Source organism: Lachnoclostridium sp. An14 (assembly GCF_002160755.1).
In the GTDB taxonomy this organism is placed as follows: domain Bacteria; phylum Bacillota; class Clostridia; order Lachnospirales; family Lachnospiraceae; genus Lachnoclostridium_A.
Window position 1 is genome coordinate 1 of record NZ_NFLE01000045.1, and the last position, 16,926, is coordinate 16,926.

At 48.7% G+C, this 16,926-nt stretch carries 15 protein-coding genes; 11 read left to right on the plus strand and 4 right to left on the minus strand.

Annotation, left to right across the window (positions count from 1 at the left end; translation table 11 throughout):
• From B5E84_RS20915 to greA, 4 genes are all read left to right on the plus strand, one after another.
• The coding region (locus B5E84_RS20915) for a hypothetical protein (protein ID WP_204248614.1) at positions 1 to 207 on the plus strand (207 nt) is incomplete at its 5' end.
• Between the two features lie 291 nt (positions 208 to 498).
• Positions 499 to 1,152 carry a hypothetical protein gene (locus B5E84_RS17715; RefSeq protein WP_087225466.1) on the plus strand — a complete coding sequence of 218 codons (654 nt, stop codon included), beginning with the start codon at positions 499 to 501 and terminating at the stop codon, positions 1,150 to 1,152.
• Positions 1,153 to 1,161: 9 nt separating this feature from the next.
• Positions 1,162 to 1,701, plus strand: coding sequence for a phosphatase PAP2 family protein (locus tag B5E84_RS17720; protein WP_087225469.1), 540 nt, complete (start codon positions 1,162 to 1,164; stop codon positions 1,699 to 1,701).
• Between the two features lie 6 nt (positions 1,702 to 1,707).
• Positions 1,708 to 2,211 carry a transcription elongation factor GreA gene (greA, locus tag B5E84_RS17725; protein ID WP_087225472.1) on the plus strand — a complete coding sequence of 168 codons (504 nt, stop codon included), beginning with the start codon at positions 1,708 to 1,710 and terminating at the stop codon, positions 2,209 to 2,211.
• Positions 2,212 to 2,342: 131 nt separating this feature from the next.
• On the opposite strand, the gene B5E84_RS17730 is transcribed toward greA, so the two are convergent.
• Positions 2,343 to 2,963, minus strand: coding sequence for a phosphoribosyltransferase family protein (locus tag B5E84_RS17730; protein WP_087225475.1), 621 nt, complete (start codon positions 2,961 to 2,963; stop codon positions 2,343 to 2,345).
• A 392-nt stretch (positions 2,964 to 3,355) separates the two neighbouring features.
• Here B5E84_RS17730 and B5E84_RS17735 point away from each other — a divergent pair, with 392 nt between their 5' ends.
• The 6 genes from B5E84_RS17735 (at position 3,356) to B5E84_RS17760 (ending at position 12,413) form a co-directional block, all read left to right on the plus strand.
• Positions 3,356 to 4,639 (plus strand): L-cysteine desulfidase family protein, encoded by a 1,284-nt coding sequence (locus tag B5E84_RS17735; protein ID WP_087225517.1) that lies wholly within the window; start codon positions 3,356 to 3,358, stop codon positions 4,637 to 4,639.
• A 137-nt stretch (positions 4,640 to 4,776) separates the two neighbouring features.
• A complete protein-coding gene (locus B5E84_RS17740) occupies positions 4,777 to 5,634 on the plus strand; it encodes a TrmH family RNA methyltransferase (protein ID WP_087225477.1) in 858 nt (285 codons plus the stop codon).
• A 300-nt stretch (positions 5,635 to 5,934) separates the two neighbouring features.
• On the plus strand, positions 5,935 to 8,253 hold the full coding sequence (hsdR, locus tag B5E84_RS17745; RefSeq protein ID WP_442911403.1) for an EcoAI/FtnUII family type I restriction enzme subunit R: 2,319 nt from the start codon (positions 5,935 to 5,937) through the stop codon (positions 8,251 to 8,253).
• Positions 8,254 to 8,336: 83 nt separating this feature from the next.
• On the plus strand, positions 8,337 to 9,815 hold the full coding sequence (locus tag B5E84_RS17750; RefSeq protein ID WP_087225482.1) for a type I restriction-modification system subunit M: 1,479 nt from the start codon (positions 8,337 to 8,339) through the stop codon (positions 9,813 to 9,815).
• Positions 9,808 to 10,857, plus strand: a complete 1,050-nt coding sequence (locus tag B5E84_RS17755; RefSeq protein WP_242963434.1) for a PDDEXK nuclease domain-containing protein — start codon at positions 9,808 to 9,810, stop codon at positions 10,855 to 10,857. The genes B5E84_RS17750 and B5E84_RS17755 overlap by 8 nt, the downstream gene beginning before the upstream one ends.
• On the plus strand, positions 10,854 to 12,413 hold the full coding sequence (locus B5E84_RS17760; protein WP_087225485.1) for a restriction endonuclease subunit S: 1,560 nt from the start codon (positions 10,854 to 10,856) through the stop codon (positions 12,411 to 12,413). The genes B5E84_RS17755 and B5E84_RS17760 overlap by 4 nt, the downstream gene beginning before the upstream one ends.
• Before the next feature lie 50 nt (positions 12,414 to 12,463).
• Here B5E84_RS17760 and B5E84_RS17765 read toward each other — a convergent pair whose 3' ends face one another.
• The 3 genes from B5E84_RS17765 to B5E84_RS17775 are packed head-to-tail and all read right to left on the minus strand — an operon-like array spanning position 12,464 to position 15,287.
• Positions 12,464 to 13,273, minus strand: coding sequence for a tyrosine-type recombinase/integrase (locus B5E84_RS17765; RefSeq protein WP_087225488.1), 810 nt, complete (start codon positions 13,271 to 13,273; stop codon positions 12,464 to 12,466).
• 41 nt (positions 13,274 to 13,314) lie between these two features.
• The gene (locus B5E84_RS17770; RefSeq protein ID WP_143469265.1) at positions 13,315 to 13,866 is read right to left on the minus strand and encodes a restriction endonuclease subunit S; all 552 of its coding nucleotides are present in this window, start codon (positions 13,864 to 13,866) and stop codon (positions 13,315 to 13,317) included.
• A gap of 17 nt (positions 13,867 to 13,883) precedes the next feature.
• Positions 13,884 to 15,287 carry a restriction endonuclease subunit S gene (locus tag B5E84_RS17775; RefSeq protein ID WP_087225494.1) on the minus strand — a complete coding sequence of 468 codons (1,404 nt, stop codon included), beginning with the start codon at positions 15,285 to 15,287 and terminating at the stop codon, positions 13,884 to 13,886.
• Between the two features lie 124 nt (positions 15,288 to 15,411).
• On the opposite strand from B5E84_RS17775, the gene rpoN reads away from it, so the two are divergent.
• Entirely contained in the window at positions 15,412 to 16,734 is a 1,323-nt protein-coding gene (gene rpoN, locus B5E84_RS17780) for an RNA polymerase factor sigma-54 (protein WP_162612890.1), read from the plus strand.
• Positions 16,735 to 16,926: the final 192 nt, after the last annotated feature.

Consider the following 16,926-nt stretch of genomic DNA (forward strand, 5'->3'; position numbering starts at 1 on the left):
GTCCCGGAGGCCTATACTATATCTGTCATCCTTTCCCGGCCACAATATTGCGGGTATAACCCATACTGTGGACAGCTGTATAAGGGAAACTATGATCCCATCATCACGGTAGAAATGTACAACCGTGTGCAAATGATTCTAAAAAGACAAGGGAAGGCTTCGGGAAGAAAAAGACACAACCCTCTCTTGAGGGTTCCCGAAAAGTAGGAAAAAATGCCAGGCCACTATTTCTATATTTACAGATCCAGCACTACCAAGACCGGCGGTGCTGGATCTGTTGTCTTCGGGGGATCAGTCAAAATTTCTATCATTTCCTATTAATCAAGCAGTCCCTATTAGTCACAAGAAAGTCACAAATTTTTTAAAAAACCTTGTATTTACGTGCTTTCTCGTTTTCAAATTCTTAAGGAATTTTTAAGAAGTCCCATTATTTTCATTTCCACCCCTTCATGGTATGATAAAAAGAAACGGACGCATTCATGCAGAAGGAGAGTGCCTATGAGAATCTGGACAGGGCTGGCCGCCGGGATTGTGGTATCGGCGCTGGCTGCGTTTCCCTCCTATGCAGGCCACTGGGGGCGCGATGGAAGCGGCTGGTGGTGGCAGGAGGACGACGGCTCCTATCCGAGGGATACTTGGAAATGGCTGGACGGAGACGGAGATTGCGTAGCGGAGTGTTACTATTTTGACGAGAAGGGATATATGGTCACCAATTCCCTGATCGGAAAGGGATTTGAAGTCAATGGGGACGGCGCCTGGGTGGAAGACGGCGTTGTGCAGACGAAGATTGTCCCCTACGACGGAACGGTGATTGGCAATGACGATTATCTGATCACGCTCCCGGAGAGCTGGGAGGGGAATTTTTATATAGAGCAGACAGAGGAGTGCCTGCGGGTGTATTTTTATCCGGTGGCGGAGCGGCCGCGGGAGATTTTTGAGGTGCACCGGGTGGGTAGTTTGGAGGAGAAACGGACGATCACGTCCAAGATCGGCGATAAAAAAGAGCTGGGCTGGTGCCGCGGACACTATTATATCACCGGGACGCCCCAGGGGTCTTCCATGTCCGGGTATGAGCCGGGAGAACGGGAGATGATCCGCCGGATGACGGATGACTATGTGAAAAATATAACGAAGTATTTTGAGTTTCAGTGAGGTGACGGAATGGACGGGCAGATTCTGCTCTGGATACAGGAGCATTTGCGCAGCGATATGGCGACGCCGGTGATGGAGTTCATCACGCACCTGGGGGATACGGCATTCATCTGGATTGGGATGGCTGCCGTTTTCTTCGTGCTGCGAAAGACCAGGCGGACGGGGGTGGAGACGGCGACGGCCCTCCTTTTTTCCCTGCTGGCAAACAATGTGATTCTGAAAAATCTGGTTGCGAGGGTGCGGCCCTACGAGGTGGTGGCGGGACTGACGCTGCTCATTGAGAAACAGCCGGACTGGTCATTTCCGTCGGGGCACGCTGCCTCGTCGTTCGCGGCGGCGACGGTGATCTGGCTGAATCACCGGAGATGTGGATGGCTGGCCCTTGTGCTGGCGGCGCTCATCGCCTTTTCCAGGCTGTATGTGGGCGTGCACTACCCGTCGGATGTGGTGTTTGGGGCATTGGACGGAATTTTGCTGGGAGTGGCGGCCTGCCGGTGCTGGAAATGGATCCGGAGCAAGCGGGCGGCTGGAGACAGGAAGGAGAGCTGACATAAAATGTACGATCAATTAACGGAGAGCGATATTAAGAAAATTCAAGAGGAAATCGACTATCGGAAACTGGTGGTGCGGAAAGCGGCCATCGAGGCGGTGAAGGAGGCCAGGGCCCACGGGGATCTGAGCGAAAATTTTGAATACCACGCGGCAAAGAAGGACAAAAATCAGAACGAGAGCCGCATCCGCTATCTGGAGCGGATGATCCGCACGGCGAAGATCATTTCCGACCAGTCCCGCGCCGACGAGGTGGGGATCAACAACCGGGTGGAGCTGTACTTTGAGGACGATGACGAGACGGAGACCTATAAAATCGTCACCACCGTCCGCGGCAATTCCCTGGACAATAAAATCAGCAACGAGTCTCCCCTGGGCCGGGCGGTGCTGGGCCACCGGGTGGGAGACCGGGTGTATGTGAAGGTCAATGAAAAAGCGGGCTATTATGTGGTGGTAAAATCCATCGACAAAACCGCCGGGGACGAGACGGATCAGATCCGGAAATATTAAGGCATAAAAACATTAGGGCAGAAATGTGGAAAACGGCCGGGAAAACGGGTTCCTGTGTGGAAGAATCCCTTTTTCCCGGCCGTTTTTGTCCTTTCATAGGAAACGGAAATGAACCGGAAACTGCGCGCTTTTTATTCCAGCCCGGCCAGGCGCCGTCTCTTTTTCTCCTCGCATTCGATGGGAGTGAAGGTGCCGTCCTCGTTGGGGGTGAAGACGTAGTGCTCTTTTAAGTAAATGATGTCATCCCGGTAGACGGAGTCCAGCTCTGCCAGCACGGCGGCTCTGGCCACCACCTTGGCTCCGGCCAATTCCGCCAGCTTTTCTAAGGCGGCTAATGAGTCTCCCGTGGCGATGACGTCGTCGATGATGGCCACCCGTTTTCCGCGGAGCTTTTCCACGTCGCAACCGTCTAAGTACAGGGTCTGCTTGGCCTGGGTGGTGATGGAGTAGACGTTGGCCTCCAGGACGTTCTGCATATAGGGCTTTTTGTGCTTGCGGGCCAGCACGAAATCCTTCATGTTTAACAGGCGGCTGATCTCGTAGGTGAGAATGATGCCCTTGGCCTCTGCGGTGAGGAGTACGTCCACCTCCGGAAGGCGTTTTGCCAGCTCCGGGGCCACTGCCTGCACCAGTTCCGTGTCAGATACGATGCAGAAACTGGCCAGAGCCATGTCGTCCTTGATTTTTACAAAGGGAAGTTTCCGTTTTACTCCGCAGAGCTCAAAGTCAAAATAGGGGGGATTGTATCGCATGGGGACCGTCCTTTCTCTGTTTTCCGCTGTTCTGGGGCGAAAAAGTATATAAAGTATGTATTTTAAAAAATGTAAGGGTCAAAAGGTGTTTTGCACCTTCGATACCAGATTGTTTCGTGCTGCGCATTTCCGCAGTCGTCATAAACATTCATAATCCCCTGGTTTTTCTGTGAAAAACGGTTACTTATTTATGTTTTTGGCGTGCCCTAAGGTCAAAATTCCTCTTGCAAGCGGGCTCGCGCCAGGTGTCTGGCCTTTGGGCCCTAGTATCTAAAGATAATATAGCACGTTTCGCGTAGCGTGGAAAGAAAAAAATGACAGAAGACTTGACGAAACGGACAATGCCGCATAGGATGGAAGGTATGAGGAGGTGCAGCATGAAAACGACACAGATCAATGAGCTGACAGAATTAATCAGAAAGGATATGCGCCCGGCGCTGGGGGTGACGGAGCCGGGGGCCATCGCTTTTGCGGTGTCAAAGGCGAGATCCCTGGTGGAGGGGAAGGTTTCCGGTGTGGAGTTGACTTTAAACAGCGGAATGTATAAAAATGCCTATACCTGCGGGATCCCCAACAGCCGCTTTATGGGAAATGAGTACGCGGCGGCCCTGGGAGTGATCGCCGGGCGGCCGGAAAAGGGCCTGGAGTGCCTGGCGGACGTGCGGGAAATGGACAATGCCATGGCGGAAATGCTGGTGCGGACAGGACGGATCCAGGTACATATGGGGAAAGTGACCAGCCGCATTTTCATAGAGGCGAAGGTAACGGCGGAGAGCGGGGAGGCCGTGGTGACGATCCGGGATTCCCACACGAATATTGTAAGCATCCGGGTGAACGGGGAGACGGTATTTGAGAAAACGGACGAGGAGAAGGCGGAGACGGCTCAGGCGGCGGTGATCCATTCCTATACCCTGGAGGAGATCTGCGAGTACGCAAAAACCGTGCCGGCGGAGGACATTTCCTTCATCGCTCAGGCCTATGAGATGAATTGCCGCCTGTTTGAGGCGGGGCTGGAGAGCGACCGGACCACCTACGGGAAGTATCTGCTGGAGAAAAACGGGGGAGAGATCATCTCTGATGACGAGCAGAAAACGGCCTCTTTGCTGTGCAACGCCGCCATCGAGGCCAGGGTGACCGGCCTGGACTATCCGGCCATGAGCATCACCGGCTCCGGGGCCCACGGCATCATCGCCACCATGCCCCTTTACGGCGTATACCGCCATCGGGAGCTGCCGGAGGAAACCCTCTGGAGGGCGACGGCCATCAGCTATCTGGTGTGTATGTACATTAAGGAATACTCCGGGAAACTGTCTGCCTTCTGCGGCTGCGGCATCGCGGCGGGCACGGGAATGGCCTGCGGCCTTGTCTACCTCTATGGCGGCGGAGTGGCGGAGATGGAGCGGGTCATCGGAAATATGGCCAGCAGCATCACCGGCATGATCTGCGACGGCGGCAACCAGGGCTGCACCATGAAGGGAATCGTGGCGGTGGACGCGGCGTTCCAGTCCGTGGACTTTGCCATGCACGGCATCAGCGTGGATCCGGTGCACGGCATCAACGGAAAGACGCCGGAGGAGACCATGCGCCACATGGGCGAGATCGCGTCACCGGGCATGACGGGGACGGAAAAGACCATTGTGGATATTTTGCAGGAGAAAAGCGCGGCCGGGAAGTAGGAAACGGCTGAGGAAACGAAAGGAAATTGCCGCTGAAAGCCCAGATGGGGCTTTGGAAACAGCGGTAGAACGGCAGAAACGGCCGGGAGAGCCGGCACGCCCAGGGTGGGGAAAACAAAAAAGAGGAGAACAAAACCATGGCGAATATTATAGAAATCACAGATTTTTCCGCACCGGAGCTGGATGTGTACGCCAGGCTTACAGAAGGGCAGCTGTTAAACCGCCACGAGCCGGAAAAGGGGATGTTTATCGCGGAGAGCCCCAGGGTGATCGAGCGGGCCCTGGATGCCGGCTGCCGGCCGGTTTCCTTTCTGGCGGAGGGGCGTCATGTGGAGACCCAGGCGGCGGAGCTGATTCGCCGGTGCGGGGACGTACCGGTGTACACGGCGGATTTTGAGGTGTTAAAGCACCTGACGGGCTTTCCCCTCACCAGGGGGATGCTCTGCGCCATGCGCCGTCCGGCCCTGCCTTCGGTGGAGGAGGTCTGCGCCGGGGCGAAACGGATCGCCGTGCTGGAGGACATTGTAAATCCCACCAACGTGGGGGCTGTGTTCCGTTCGGCCGCCGCCCTGGGAATGGATGGGGTGCTGCTGACCCCGGCCTGTAGCGATCCCCTGTACCGGCGGGCGATCCGGGTGAGTATGGGGACCGTGTTTCAGGTGCCCTGGACGTTTTTGGGAAAGGGAGAGACGGACGGCGAAGAATGGCCGGAAACGGGGATGGAGCGGCTGAGCCGTCTGGGCTTTCGGACCGTGGCCATGGCTCTGCGGGAGGATTCCGTGGGCCTTGACGATCCCCGGCTGAAGGCGGAGGAAAAGCTGGCGGTCATCCTGGGAACGGAAGGAGACGGCCTGGCGGACGGAACCATCGCCGCCTGCGATTACACCGTGCGCATCCCCATGTCCCACGGCGTGGATTCCCTGAACGTGGCAGCGGCCAGCGCGGTGGCGTTTTGGGAGCTGGGGAGGCTGAAAATGGGGGAAAATCAGAAATAAAGGAAAGTCTGACTGAGAACGGACCGGTTTCACCGGTGGATGTTAGGCGGGAAGATGGCGGAAGGCCGGTCCCTGGGGTGCGGGGGGCGGCTTTTTTGCGGTGTAGGAAAACGCCGTTCTCTACGATACAAAAGTTTCTGGCAGACGGGTATTTTACCCAGAGGAAAATAGTCGGGATAGTCGGGAAAACATCAGCACTTAATTGAAACACACAGTGCGATGTGGTACACTAAGTTCTGATAATATAGTATTATGGGAAGGAGGCGGTGGATCGTGAGCGAGGTTTTGACAAAAAAAGAGATGAGTGAAGAAGATATTAAGTTCCGGTATATTACTCCTGCCATTACGGCAAAATGGAGTCGGAAAAAAATCACGATGGAGACGCGGATTACGGATGGGAAAATCAATCTGAAAGGCAATTTTGTATTCCGGGAAAAACCGAAACGAGCGGATTATGTGCTGTATCTCAGCGACAATAATCCCATTGCTATCATTGAGGCCAAGGACAACAACCACAGTATCTCTTACGGGCTACAGCAGGCAATGGCTTATGCCAAGATGCTGGATTTGCCGTTCGCGTATAGTTCTAATGGGGATGGCTTTGCGGAACATGATTTTCTAACAGGAGTAGAACGGCAGCTCTGTCTTGACGAATTTCCTACGGAAGAAGAACTCATTTTCCGGTACAAACAGGAATCTGGTCAGACTCCGAAACAGGAGGCTGTACAGAATCAGCCTTATTATACCAGCCAAAACACTTATCCGCCGCGCTATTATCAGCGTATTGCGATCAATCGGACGGTAGATGCAGTGGCAAGAGGCGAAAATAGAATCCTTTTGGTTATGGCAACTGGTACCGGTAAGACTTATACTGCGTTCCAGATCGTTTATCGTTTGCTGCAAAGTGGTCTGAAACGGAAGGTCCTTTATCTGGCGGATCGGAATATTCTCGTGGATCAGTCGATTCAGCAGGATTTTGCCCCCCTGGAGAAGGTTACGCATAAAATCAACGTGGCTAAGGATGATAAAAGCACCATCACTTCCCATGAAGTGTATTTTTCACTCTACCAGCAGCTGGTCGGTGATGAAGGAGAAGAACATTTTAGCAAGCTATTTACGCCGGATTTTTTTGATTTGATTATAGTAGACGAATGTCACAGAGGATCGGCGAAAGAGGAGAGCCGCTGGCGCCTGATTCTGGATTATTTTAAATCGGCAACGCAAATCGGTATGACGGCAACGCCAAAGGAGACACGCTATGTTTCCAACGTCAACTATTTTCACGAACCGATTTACACCTACAGCCTGAAGGAAGGAATTGAGGATGGTTTCCTCGCACCGTTCAAAGTCATTAACATCATGACTGACATCGGCGAAGGGTGGAGACCATATAAAGGACAGCGGGACATTTACGGAAATGAGATTGAGGATCGCATCTATACAAACAGCGATTACGATTACAATATTATCATCGAGGATCGTATCCAGCAGGTGGCCACCGAAATTACCCGGTACTTAAAAAGCACTGACCGAATGGACAAGACCATTGTATTTTGTGCGTCAGAGGACGCGGCGGAACGTATGCGGCAGGCGCTGGTGAATTTGAATGCAGACATGGTAAAGGAAAATCCTGACTACGTTGTGCGGATTACAGGCAGTGATGCTTACGGAAAGAGCAAGCTGGATTATTTTATTTCGGTATCGGCTAAATATCCTGTTATCGCGACGACATCCAAACTGCTGTCCACCGGTGCAGACTGCAAAATGACGAAATTGATCGTTCTGGATGAAATGATCGGCTCCATGACTGAATTCAAGCAAATTATCGGTCGTGGAACGCGACTGCGGGAAAAAGAGGGAAAGACCCACTTCGTTGTGATGGACTTTCGGAATGTGACGAGGCTGTTTGCGGATCCAGATTGGGATGGACCGATTGAAATAGATGATGATTTTGGTAAGGATAAAGCAGTGAGAGAAACGGACCCGAAGGAACTGCGGAACTTTGAGGGGATAAAAGAACCGCCGGTTCCTTATGGACAGCCTAAGCCGGTTGTGGATGCAAACGGCTGCCGTGTGGAGATTATTCATAAAACAGTATCTGTTTACGATGTGAATGGAAAATTGCTCCGGCAGGAAAGTATTGTGGATTACACGAGGGAGAATGTTCGCGGCGAATATGCGTCTCTGGATAATTTTATCCGGAAATGGACAGCGGAACAAAAAAAGGATAAGATCATGGAACTGTTTATGGAGCGGGGGATCGACCTTGAAACCATGAAAGCAGAACAGGGGATGACAGATGTGGACGATTACGATTTTATCTGCCATGTTGCCTTTGATAAGAAACCTTTGACCCGGAGGGAGCGTGCAAATAACGTTAAAAAACGTGATTTTTTCAGCCGGTACAGCGGCGTTGCCCGTGAGGTTTTAGAGGCGTTGTTGGACAAATACATGAATACAGGTATTTATGAAATTGAGAAAACGGAGATATTGAAACTCGACCCATTTATGAAATTGGGGAAACCAGCGAAAATTGCCAGCTATTTCGGCGGCAAGGCAGGCTATCTGAAAGCAGTTCAGGAGCTGGAAGAAGCGATTTATGCAGATGAGGCGATATAAATGAAAATGTCAGATTACGGCAAATATGAATGTTTTGTACGTGGTCTGGAAGGATACAATGAGATGAGAAAGGCGGTTATAAATTGAGTAATTTATCTGGATTCGTAAAAAGAGTCCGCGACATCATGAGAAATGACGCTGGCATCAACGGTGATGCCCAGCGAATTGAACAAATTGTATGGATGCTTTTTCTGAAGGTATACGATGCGAAGGAGCAGGACTGGGAATTGGACGATGACAGCTACGAATCTATTATTCCAGAGGAATGTCGCTGGTCTAACTGGGCGGTGGATGATAAATCCGGCACAGCCATGACCGGCGATAAGCTGTTGGATTTTGTCAATAATACGTTGTTTCCGACCTTGAAGAAATTGCCGGTAGATGTTTCTACACCGATAAAAAAGGCCATTGTGCAGACTACCTTTGCTGATGCCAATAACTATATGAAGGACGGTGTCCTGCTCCGTCAGGTTATCAATGTCATTGACGATCTCGACTTAAGCGATTACGAGGAGAGCCACGCGTTTGGCGAGATTTACGAATCGATTCTGAAGGAATTGCAGAGCGCCGGTTCTGCCGGCGAATTCTACACGCCCCGTGCGGTCACAGATTTTATGGCGAAGATGATTAAACCGCAGATTGGTGAGAAAATGGCGGATTTTGCGTGCGGAACGGGCGGATTTATTATCAGTTGGCTGAAAGAACTGAAAAAACAGGTTAAGACCACGGAAGATGAGATGAAATATGGGAACTCCATCTATGGTATTGAGAAGAAACAATTTCCGTATATGCTTTGTGTAACCAATATGCTGCTGCATGATCTGGATGTACCGCAGGTATTTCATGACAATTCCCTGCTTCGGGATGTACTGGATTACACCACAGATGATCAGGTGGATGTTGTGTTAATGAATCCGCCCTATGGCGGTTCTGAGAAAATGGAAGTAAAGAACCACTTTCCGGCTGATTTGGCCAGTTCTGAGACCGCGGATTTGTTTATGTCGGTCATTATGTACCGGCTGAAGGCTGGCGGACGGGCGGCGGTTATTCTGCCGGACGGGTTCCTGTTCGGAACGGACAATGCCAAGGTGGCGATTAAGAAGAAATTGTTTTCTGAGTTTAATGTGCATACCATCATCCGTATGCCTCATAGCGTATTCGCCCCGTATACATCCATTACCACCAATATTCTGTTCTTTGAACACACCGGCCCGACCAAGGAAACGTGGTTTTACCGTCTGGATATGCCGGAAGGTTATAAAAACTTTTCAAAGACGAAACCCATGAAACTGGAGCACTTCGCACCGGCAATGGAATGGTGGGACAATCGGCAGGAGCTGAATATTGATGGCTTTGACAAGGCGAAGAAGTATACGGCACAGGAACTTGCAGACCGCACTTATAACATTGACCTCTGCGGTTATCCTCACGAGGAAGAGGAAATTTTGCCGCCGAAAGAGCTGATTCAGCAATATCAGGAGAAACGTGCCAGCCTGAATGCGGAGATTGACCGTATTTTACAGCAGATTACAGAGATTTTGGGGGTAGAACTGGATGAGTGACCATGATTTGATGAAACATGAAAAGACCTACGTCACAAATTCCGTTCTTTACGAATCTATCCGCAGTGTTCTGTTAGAATCCCGCAGTCATGCGTATCAGGCCGTTAATACGGCAATGCTGATGGCATACTGGTCTGTTGGTAGGCTGATTGTGGAGGATGAACAGCATGGAAAAGAGCGTGGTGATTACGGAAAAGGTGTACTTTCGGCACTGTCTGAGCGTCTTGTGAAAGAGTTTGGAGCAGGGTTTGGAGTGCGGAATCTTCAGCAGATGAAGAAGTTTTATCTGCTTTTTCCAAATGCGAACGCAGTGCGTTCGCAATTAACGTGGACTCATTACCGTTCTTTGTTGCGTGTGGAGAATCCGGATGCGCGGGAGTGGTATCTGAACGAGGCAATCAAAGAGCAGTGGTCAAGCCGCCAGTTGGACCGGCAGATTTCCACACTGTACTATGAACGCCTTTTGATGAGTCAGCAAAAAGATCTGGTGCTCGCCGAGGCGAAAGAGAAACTGGCAGCTGTGGAGCCGGAGCAGTTTATCAAGAATCCGTACGTGCTGGAATTTCTTGATTTAAAAGACTATCCAGCCCTGCGGGAAAGTGATTTGGAACGGGCTTTGATTGACAATTTGCAGGATTTTTTGCTGGAACTGGGACGCGGCTTTTGTTTTGTGGCGCGGCAAAAACTTATGCGCTATGACGATAACGACTTTTATCTGGATCTGGTTTTTTATCACAGCATTTTGAAATGTTATGTGCTGATTGACTTAAAGATCGGGATGCTGTCACACGGGGATGTGGGACAGATGGACAGCTATATCCGAATGTTCGATGCTTTGTATAAAAATGCCGATGACAACCCAACTATTGGCCTGATTCTCTGTTCAGAAAAGAACGAGGCAGTCGCCAGATATTCTGTGCTGAATGACGGAAAGCAGATGTTTGCCTCCAAATACCAGTTTACACTGCCGACACCGGAGGAATTGCAGGCACAAGTTGAAAAAGAACGCAGACGGATTGAAAACGGGAGGAACGACGAATGACAGCACAACAACTGAAAAATTCAATTTTGCAGATGGCGGTTCAGGGAAAACTGGTGCCCCAAGACTCAGCAGATGAACCGGCATCTGTTCTGTTGGAACGAATTAGTGCCGAGAAAGAACAGCTTATAAAAGAAGGCAAGATCAAAAAAGAAAAGAACCCCTCCCGTATTTTTCGCGGTGCTGATAATTTGCCTTATGAGCAGGTGGGGAAGAATGAGCCGGTTTGTATTGCGGATGAGGTGCCGTTTGAGATTCCGGAGACGTGGGAGTGGGTGCGGCTGGGGTCAGTGTTTCAGCATAATACTGGCAAAGCGCTCAATGCGACAAATCGTTCTGGCGAGAAGAAATCCTATATCACAACCTCCAACCTTTACTGGGACAGATTCGAACTTGATAAATTGAAAGAAATGTTCTTCACTGAACCTGAAATTGAAAAGTGTACTGCGACAAAAGGGGATCTTCTGGTCTGCGAAGGTGGTGATATTGGCAGAGCAGCAATCTGGCCGTATGATTATGATATTTGCATTCAGAATCATATCCACCGTCTCAGAGCTTATGCCCCTGTTTGCACTCAATATTTTTATTATCTTTTCTATTTGTACAAGCACGTTGGATGGATCGGTGGCAAAGGTATTGGCATTCAAGGACTATCTTCAAATGCGATTCATGCATTACTTTTTCCGTTTCCGCCGCTCAAAGAGCAGGAACGGATTGTATACGCCATTAAGCAAATCAAACCATATACGGATAAGTATACCGAAGTTGCAAGCACACTGGATGCGCTGAACACCAATTTCCCCAACCAGCTCAAAAAATCTATCTTTCAGATGGCGGTGCAGGGCAAGCTCGTGCCGCAAGACCCGACTGATGAACCGGCATCTGTTCTACTGGAGCACATTCGGGCAGAAAAAGAGCAACTCATACGGCAGGGCAAAATCAAGCGTGACAAGCACGAATCCGTCATTTTCAGAAGGGATAATTCTCATTATGAGAAGTTGGACGGAATTGAGCGTTGTATCGACGATGAGATACCGTTTGAAATTCCGGACAGTTGGGAATGGGAACGATGGGGTAATATATCAAAATCAATTCAATACGGTTATAATGCACCAGCAAAAGAGAGTGGTCGTATAAAAATGGTTCGTATAAGTGACATTCAAAATAACTCAGTCCTATGGGATACAGTTCCTTATTGTGATATTGAGGAATGTGATATTGAATCTTATCTTCTACAAGCTAACGATATTCTATTTGCCAGAACAGGTGGGACGGTCGGGAAATCTTATCTCGTACAAGAGGTTCCAGAAGAAGCGATATATGCAGGGTATCTAATAAGGACAAGATACAGTAAATGGCTATGCCCACAATATTTGAAATACTTCATGGAAAGCGAATTATATTGGAGGCAGTTGCGAGACGGTACTATTGCCACAGCCCAGCCAAATTGTAACGGTAAAACATTAGGAAAAATGTTATTACCTATTCCGCCGCTATCAGAACAGTATCGTATTGTAGAAAAAATCAATTCAATATTCAGCAAATGCAATTCAATATAAGCTAAAACAAGGCATACACTTCGCACAATCCGAAGTGCATGCCTTTCCTTTTACCAATTTACGATTGTATCAACGATTTCTCTTTGTTCTGTTGCTGTTTTTCTGAGATAAATGCGGGTAGTTTCAATGCTTTCATGTCCCATGAGATCAGCAAGAAAAGCTATATCATTGCAACGCTCCAGAAAGCTCTTGGCAAATCTGTGGCGGAATGAGTGTGGATATACAACCGCTGGATTGATGCCATACTTTACTGCCAGCTTTTTCAACTGCCCAGAAATGCCACGGGTAGTAATACGTTCCCCATATTTGTTCAAAAAAATGAAGCCACTTTCCTGTTGCTTTTCAGCCAACCAAGAAAGGGCTTCATTTTGTAATTCTTTGGGGATATAAATTCTGCGCAGTTTGCCACCTTTGGAATATAAATCAAGATGTCCTAGTTTCACGTGTTCAACTTTGATCTGAATCAGTTCGCTGACTCTAGCTCCAGTAGCGGCGAGAAATCGGATCACAAAATACCAGAACATTTCATCATCTTTTTTTAGACAGGATTTGAAGTATTCGTAATCCGCTTCGCTAATTACATTTTCCAGAAAAGTTTTCTGCTGCACACGAACAAAGGGGAGTTTCCACTTTTCCTTGCCGATGCACTCCAAGTAACAGTTGATAGCTCGCAGCCTGAGATTTACCGTCTTGGGCTTGTAATTCTCGATCAGCCATACTTTGTACTCACGTAGCTTTTTCTGAGTGATATCATCGTACTGTTCCCCATACTGCTTGATGGCAAACATATACGATGAAATCGTGTTTTCTGAGAGGTTTGTACCCCTCAAGTGTCTTTCAAATTTTTCTTTTTCTATCATAGCGAAAGACCTCCTTTCGCCAGATATTATACAATTAAACGTTAAATCAGTGTGATTTTATCAAACAATTCTCGCTGTTTTTCAACGATGCGATACTGTTCGGAAAGTGGCGAAACAGGGATAAGTAACGAACCCCACAAGCCACGATTTATAATTGGAGTTGCAGTCCCTCCAGCTTGCTCTTTCATAGATGTAATGAAATAAGGTGATTGCATGATAGCATAAATATATTCGCTACAAACAATTATCGGGGAAATTACATTTATCTGTTGATTAAAGCAAATCTCTCTATCGGTTATTGCTGATTTACCAATGGAACCGCCAATGCATACTTGAAGTATCGAACCATCAGAGCATACACGAGCTACCGTTTTCCCTTGAGTAGAAAGTGCCTGGTTATTATAGGTTATGTGTCCATCCTGAATATCGCCTGGAGTGATAAATGGAATCTCATCCCCCATATATTCTGAGTGTGTTTTCGATGGTGTATTCCCTGTTTGTGTAATCCCAATCATATTTAATCGGCACCATATCCAGTTATCCGGAATCTCAAATGGTATCTCATCGTCGATACAACGCTCAATTCCGTCCAACTTCTCATAATGAGAACTCAATCAATGAGACAACCAACCTCCGATATAATAGACCATGCTATTTTGACAATCCGCTTCTGCTCATTTACAGGTGGTAATGGGACAAGATAGTTTGAAACAAAGTCCTTGCCCACACGTTGTTGACCGGCTGTACCAGTAAAATTTTTCATTCCTGTTGTTATAAAGTCATGTGTTTTACAGAGCAAAAGCAAATACGGCATACAGAGTAAATGTGTGTTATCACGCAGGACATGAAGCTCTGTTGTCCCTGCACCATATCCGTTTGGGAGATCAACGATCACTGTGGATTTCCTGTTTTGGAAACAGGGAGTGATCTTAGCTATAACAACATCTCCATCCGCAAAATGAGTAAAACCGTTTTTAACTTCTCTCCACTTTCTAACCTCATAGGTATGCTGATTATTAAAGCCTTCTTTAAGTAGTGGCATCGGTATAAAACCAACATCAATATCATCTGGCAAGGTATTACGTGGATTTACTTGCACTAAAGAGCCAAGACGTACCCATTCCCACGAATCCGGTAGATCAAATGGGATTTCGTCATCGATGCAGACTTCCTCAGAACCACGCTTTTCATAATGAGAATTATCCCGTCTGAAAATGATGGATTCATGCTTATCTTTCTTGATTTTTCCCTCTTTTATCAGACGTTGTTTTTTTCTACGAATACGCTCCAGCAGAATGCTGGCTGGCTCATCAGTTGGGTCTTGCGGAACAAGTTTTCCTTGAACCGCTTCCTGCAAAATAGATTTCTTTAGCTTTTCAGGAAAATTACTATTTATAGATTCTACTTCAGAATATGCAGTTCTGTATGTATCAACATAAGGCAGCACTTCTTTGATCTTCTCTACAATACGTTTTTGCTCCGCTTCAGGAGGAACAGGTATGAGTGACTGATATAGTTTATTGTCATTGATGGCAGGATAGGCAACACCCTTGGCATTTTCTGTGTCATTTGCGTATGCATCGAAGTCGGGTGACATTAGATAATAAAACAGAAACTCATTGTAAAATCCAGTATGGCATGTAAATACTGCAAATCCGGTACTTGCAATAGGTTGATGGCTAAAGGAACGATCAACGATGCACATATTATGCAGATATGGACGAACAGTAGAATAAAGAATATCACCGATAGCGACGATTTTTCTTGCCCTTGACGGTGCCTTATCCGCAGTAATAATGTTTTCTTTGTCGCTGAGTTTCTGGCTTTTGTTATCAATAGAACCAATATCTATGTAACAGAAATCATCTGCAGGCGTCATCTGTCCTCGGTTGTAAACGATTTTACTCAGCCGCACCCACTCCCACGTCTCCGGAATCTCAAACGGCACCTCATCCGCAATACAAACCGGCTCATTCTTCCCCACCTGCTCATAAGGCAAATTATCAGAATCCATTTCCAATTCCGCCCGTCATCTTCTCCACTTTCCCCCTGACAGTTGAAATCATGTACTGATAATGATACAATATACAATATAGGAATCGCGAAAAATCAATACAGTACGAGAGATGAGGTATAGCATGGAAGTTGGTTTTGGAACCCTGTTGGAGCAAAAGCAGACATTGTCCCAGTCCCAGATCCAGTCTCTGGAGATTCTGGCTATGGACAGCATTGAACTGAGCCGGATGCTCCACGATGAATATCTGGAGAACCCGATTTTGGAGTACACCGGCACGGAGCCGGGGCCGGTGAAGACCCAGGAGCTTTCCGGTGAGTACGCCGGTACCCCCTTTTATCAGCACGGGGAGGATTTGAATGAGAAAAACGACGGCAATATTCCGGATCAGGAGCGGGATACGGTAAAGACCTACATCCTGTGGCAGCTGGACCGTTCCCGGTTTTCGGAGAAGGAGTGGGCGGCCATGGAGTATATGACGGACTGCCTGGAGGACAGCGGGTTTTTCACTACCCCGATCCCGGAGGTAGCCGCCGCCTGCGGAATCAGTGAGGAGGAGGCGGGGCGCTGCCTGGAGGAGCTGCGCCAGTTAGAGCCTTACGGTATTTTTGCCCAGGATTTAAAACACTGCCTGTTAAAGCAGATTCAGGTTCTGGGACTGGAGGGAACAGAGCTGTGGGACGTGGTGGACGGCTACCTGGAGGCGGTGGCCGCCGGAAAGATCAGCGAGATTTCCAGAGGCCTTAAGATGACCACGGCGAAGGTGAGAAAGTGCATCAGCCAGATCGCGGAGTTAAACCCCAGGCCCCTGGCGGGCTTTGGCACGGAGAAGGCCTCCTACATCGTTCCCGACATTATTCTCCACAAGGAGGACGGAGAGTGGTACGGGGAGTTAAACGATTCCTGGATGGAGGATTACAAGATCAACGATTATTATCTGAAAATGATGAAGGAGTCGGAGTCAGAGGAGCTGGTTCGGTATTTTAAGGACAAGCTGGAGCGGGTCCGTTTCCTCATGAGCAGCATCGAGCAGCGCCGGCAGACGGTCATGGCCATTGTAAACCTGATTATTGAGCGGCAGAAACCGTTTCTAGAGGGAAAGGCGCCTCTGGCGCCCATGACCATGAGTGACGCGGCGGAAACACTGGGAATCCACCCGTCCACAGTGAGCCGGGCGGTGCGGGGGAAATATTTGCAGTATCCCAGCGGCAGCATTTTCATGAAATCCCTGTTTACCGCCTCTGCGGGCAAGGAGGAAGGGGTCAGCGCCATGGGCGTGAAACAGTGCTTAAAGGAGCTGATCGAGAGCGAAAACCGGGAAAAGCCCTTCAGCGATAAGGAACTGGCGGAAAAGCTGGAGGAGAAAGGCATCCGCGTTTCCAGACGGTCGGTGGCGAAATACCGGGAGGAGATGGGGATTAAGGGCAGCTTTGAGCGGCGGATGTGAAAGTAGGTGAATCACCTATCTAAACAAGACCAGGAACATATGTTACCATTTTCCGAGTTTAAAAATGGATTCATTAGCGGATAAAAATGTCAGCCTGGTTTTGCTGACCGCGATACGGAGGGAGTGCTGTTCAATCATCTGATCAGATGATTTTGCAGCACTCCCTAGCTGTTTTCAGGACAATGAAGGCAG

Coding starts and splice junctions, on each gene's coding strand:
- B5E84_RS17715 (WP_087225466.1), top strand. CDS start 499: ATGAGAATCTGGACAGGGCTGGCCGCCGGGATTGTGGTATCGGCGCTG.
- B5E84_RS17720 (WP_087225469.1), top strand. CDS start 1,162: ATGGACGGGCAGATTCTGCTCTGGATACAGGAGCATTTGCGCAGCGAT.
- greA (WP_087225472.1), top strand. CDS start 1,708: ATGTACGATCAATTAACGGAGAGCGATATTAAGAAAATTCAAGAGGAA.
- B5E84_RS17730 (WP_087225475.1), bottom strand. CDS start 2,963: ATGCGATACAATCCCCCCTATTTTGACTTTGAGCTCTGCGGAGTAAAA.
- B5E84_RS17740 (WP_087225477.1), top strand. CDS start 4,777: ATGGCGAATATTATAGAAATCACAGATTTTTCCGCACCGGAGCTGGAT.
- hsdR (WP_442911403.1), top strand. CDS start 5,935: ATGAGTGAAGAAGATATTAAGTTCCGGTATATTACTCCTGCCATTACG.
- B5E84_RS17755 (WP_242963434.1), top strand. CDS start 9,808: ATGAGTGACCATGATTTGATGAAACATGAAAAGACCTACGTCACAAAT.
- B5E84_RS17760 (WP_087225485.1), top strand. CDS start 10,854: ATGACAGCACAACAACTGAAAAATTCAATTTTGCAGATGGCGGTTCAG.
- B5E84_RS17765 (WP_087225488.1), bottom strand. CDS start 13,273: ATGATAGAAAAAGAAAAATTTGAAAGACACTTGAGGGGTACAAACCTC.
- B5E84_RS17775 (WP_087225494.1), bottom strand. CDS start 15,287: ATGGATTCTGATAATTTGCCTTATGAGCAGGTGGGGAAGAATGAGCCG.
- rpoN (WP_162612890.1), top strand. CDS start 15,412: ATGGAAGTTGGTTTTGGAACCCTGTTGGAGCAAAAGCAGACATTGTCC.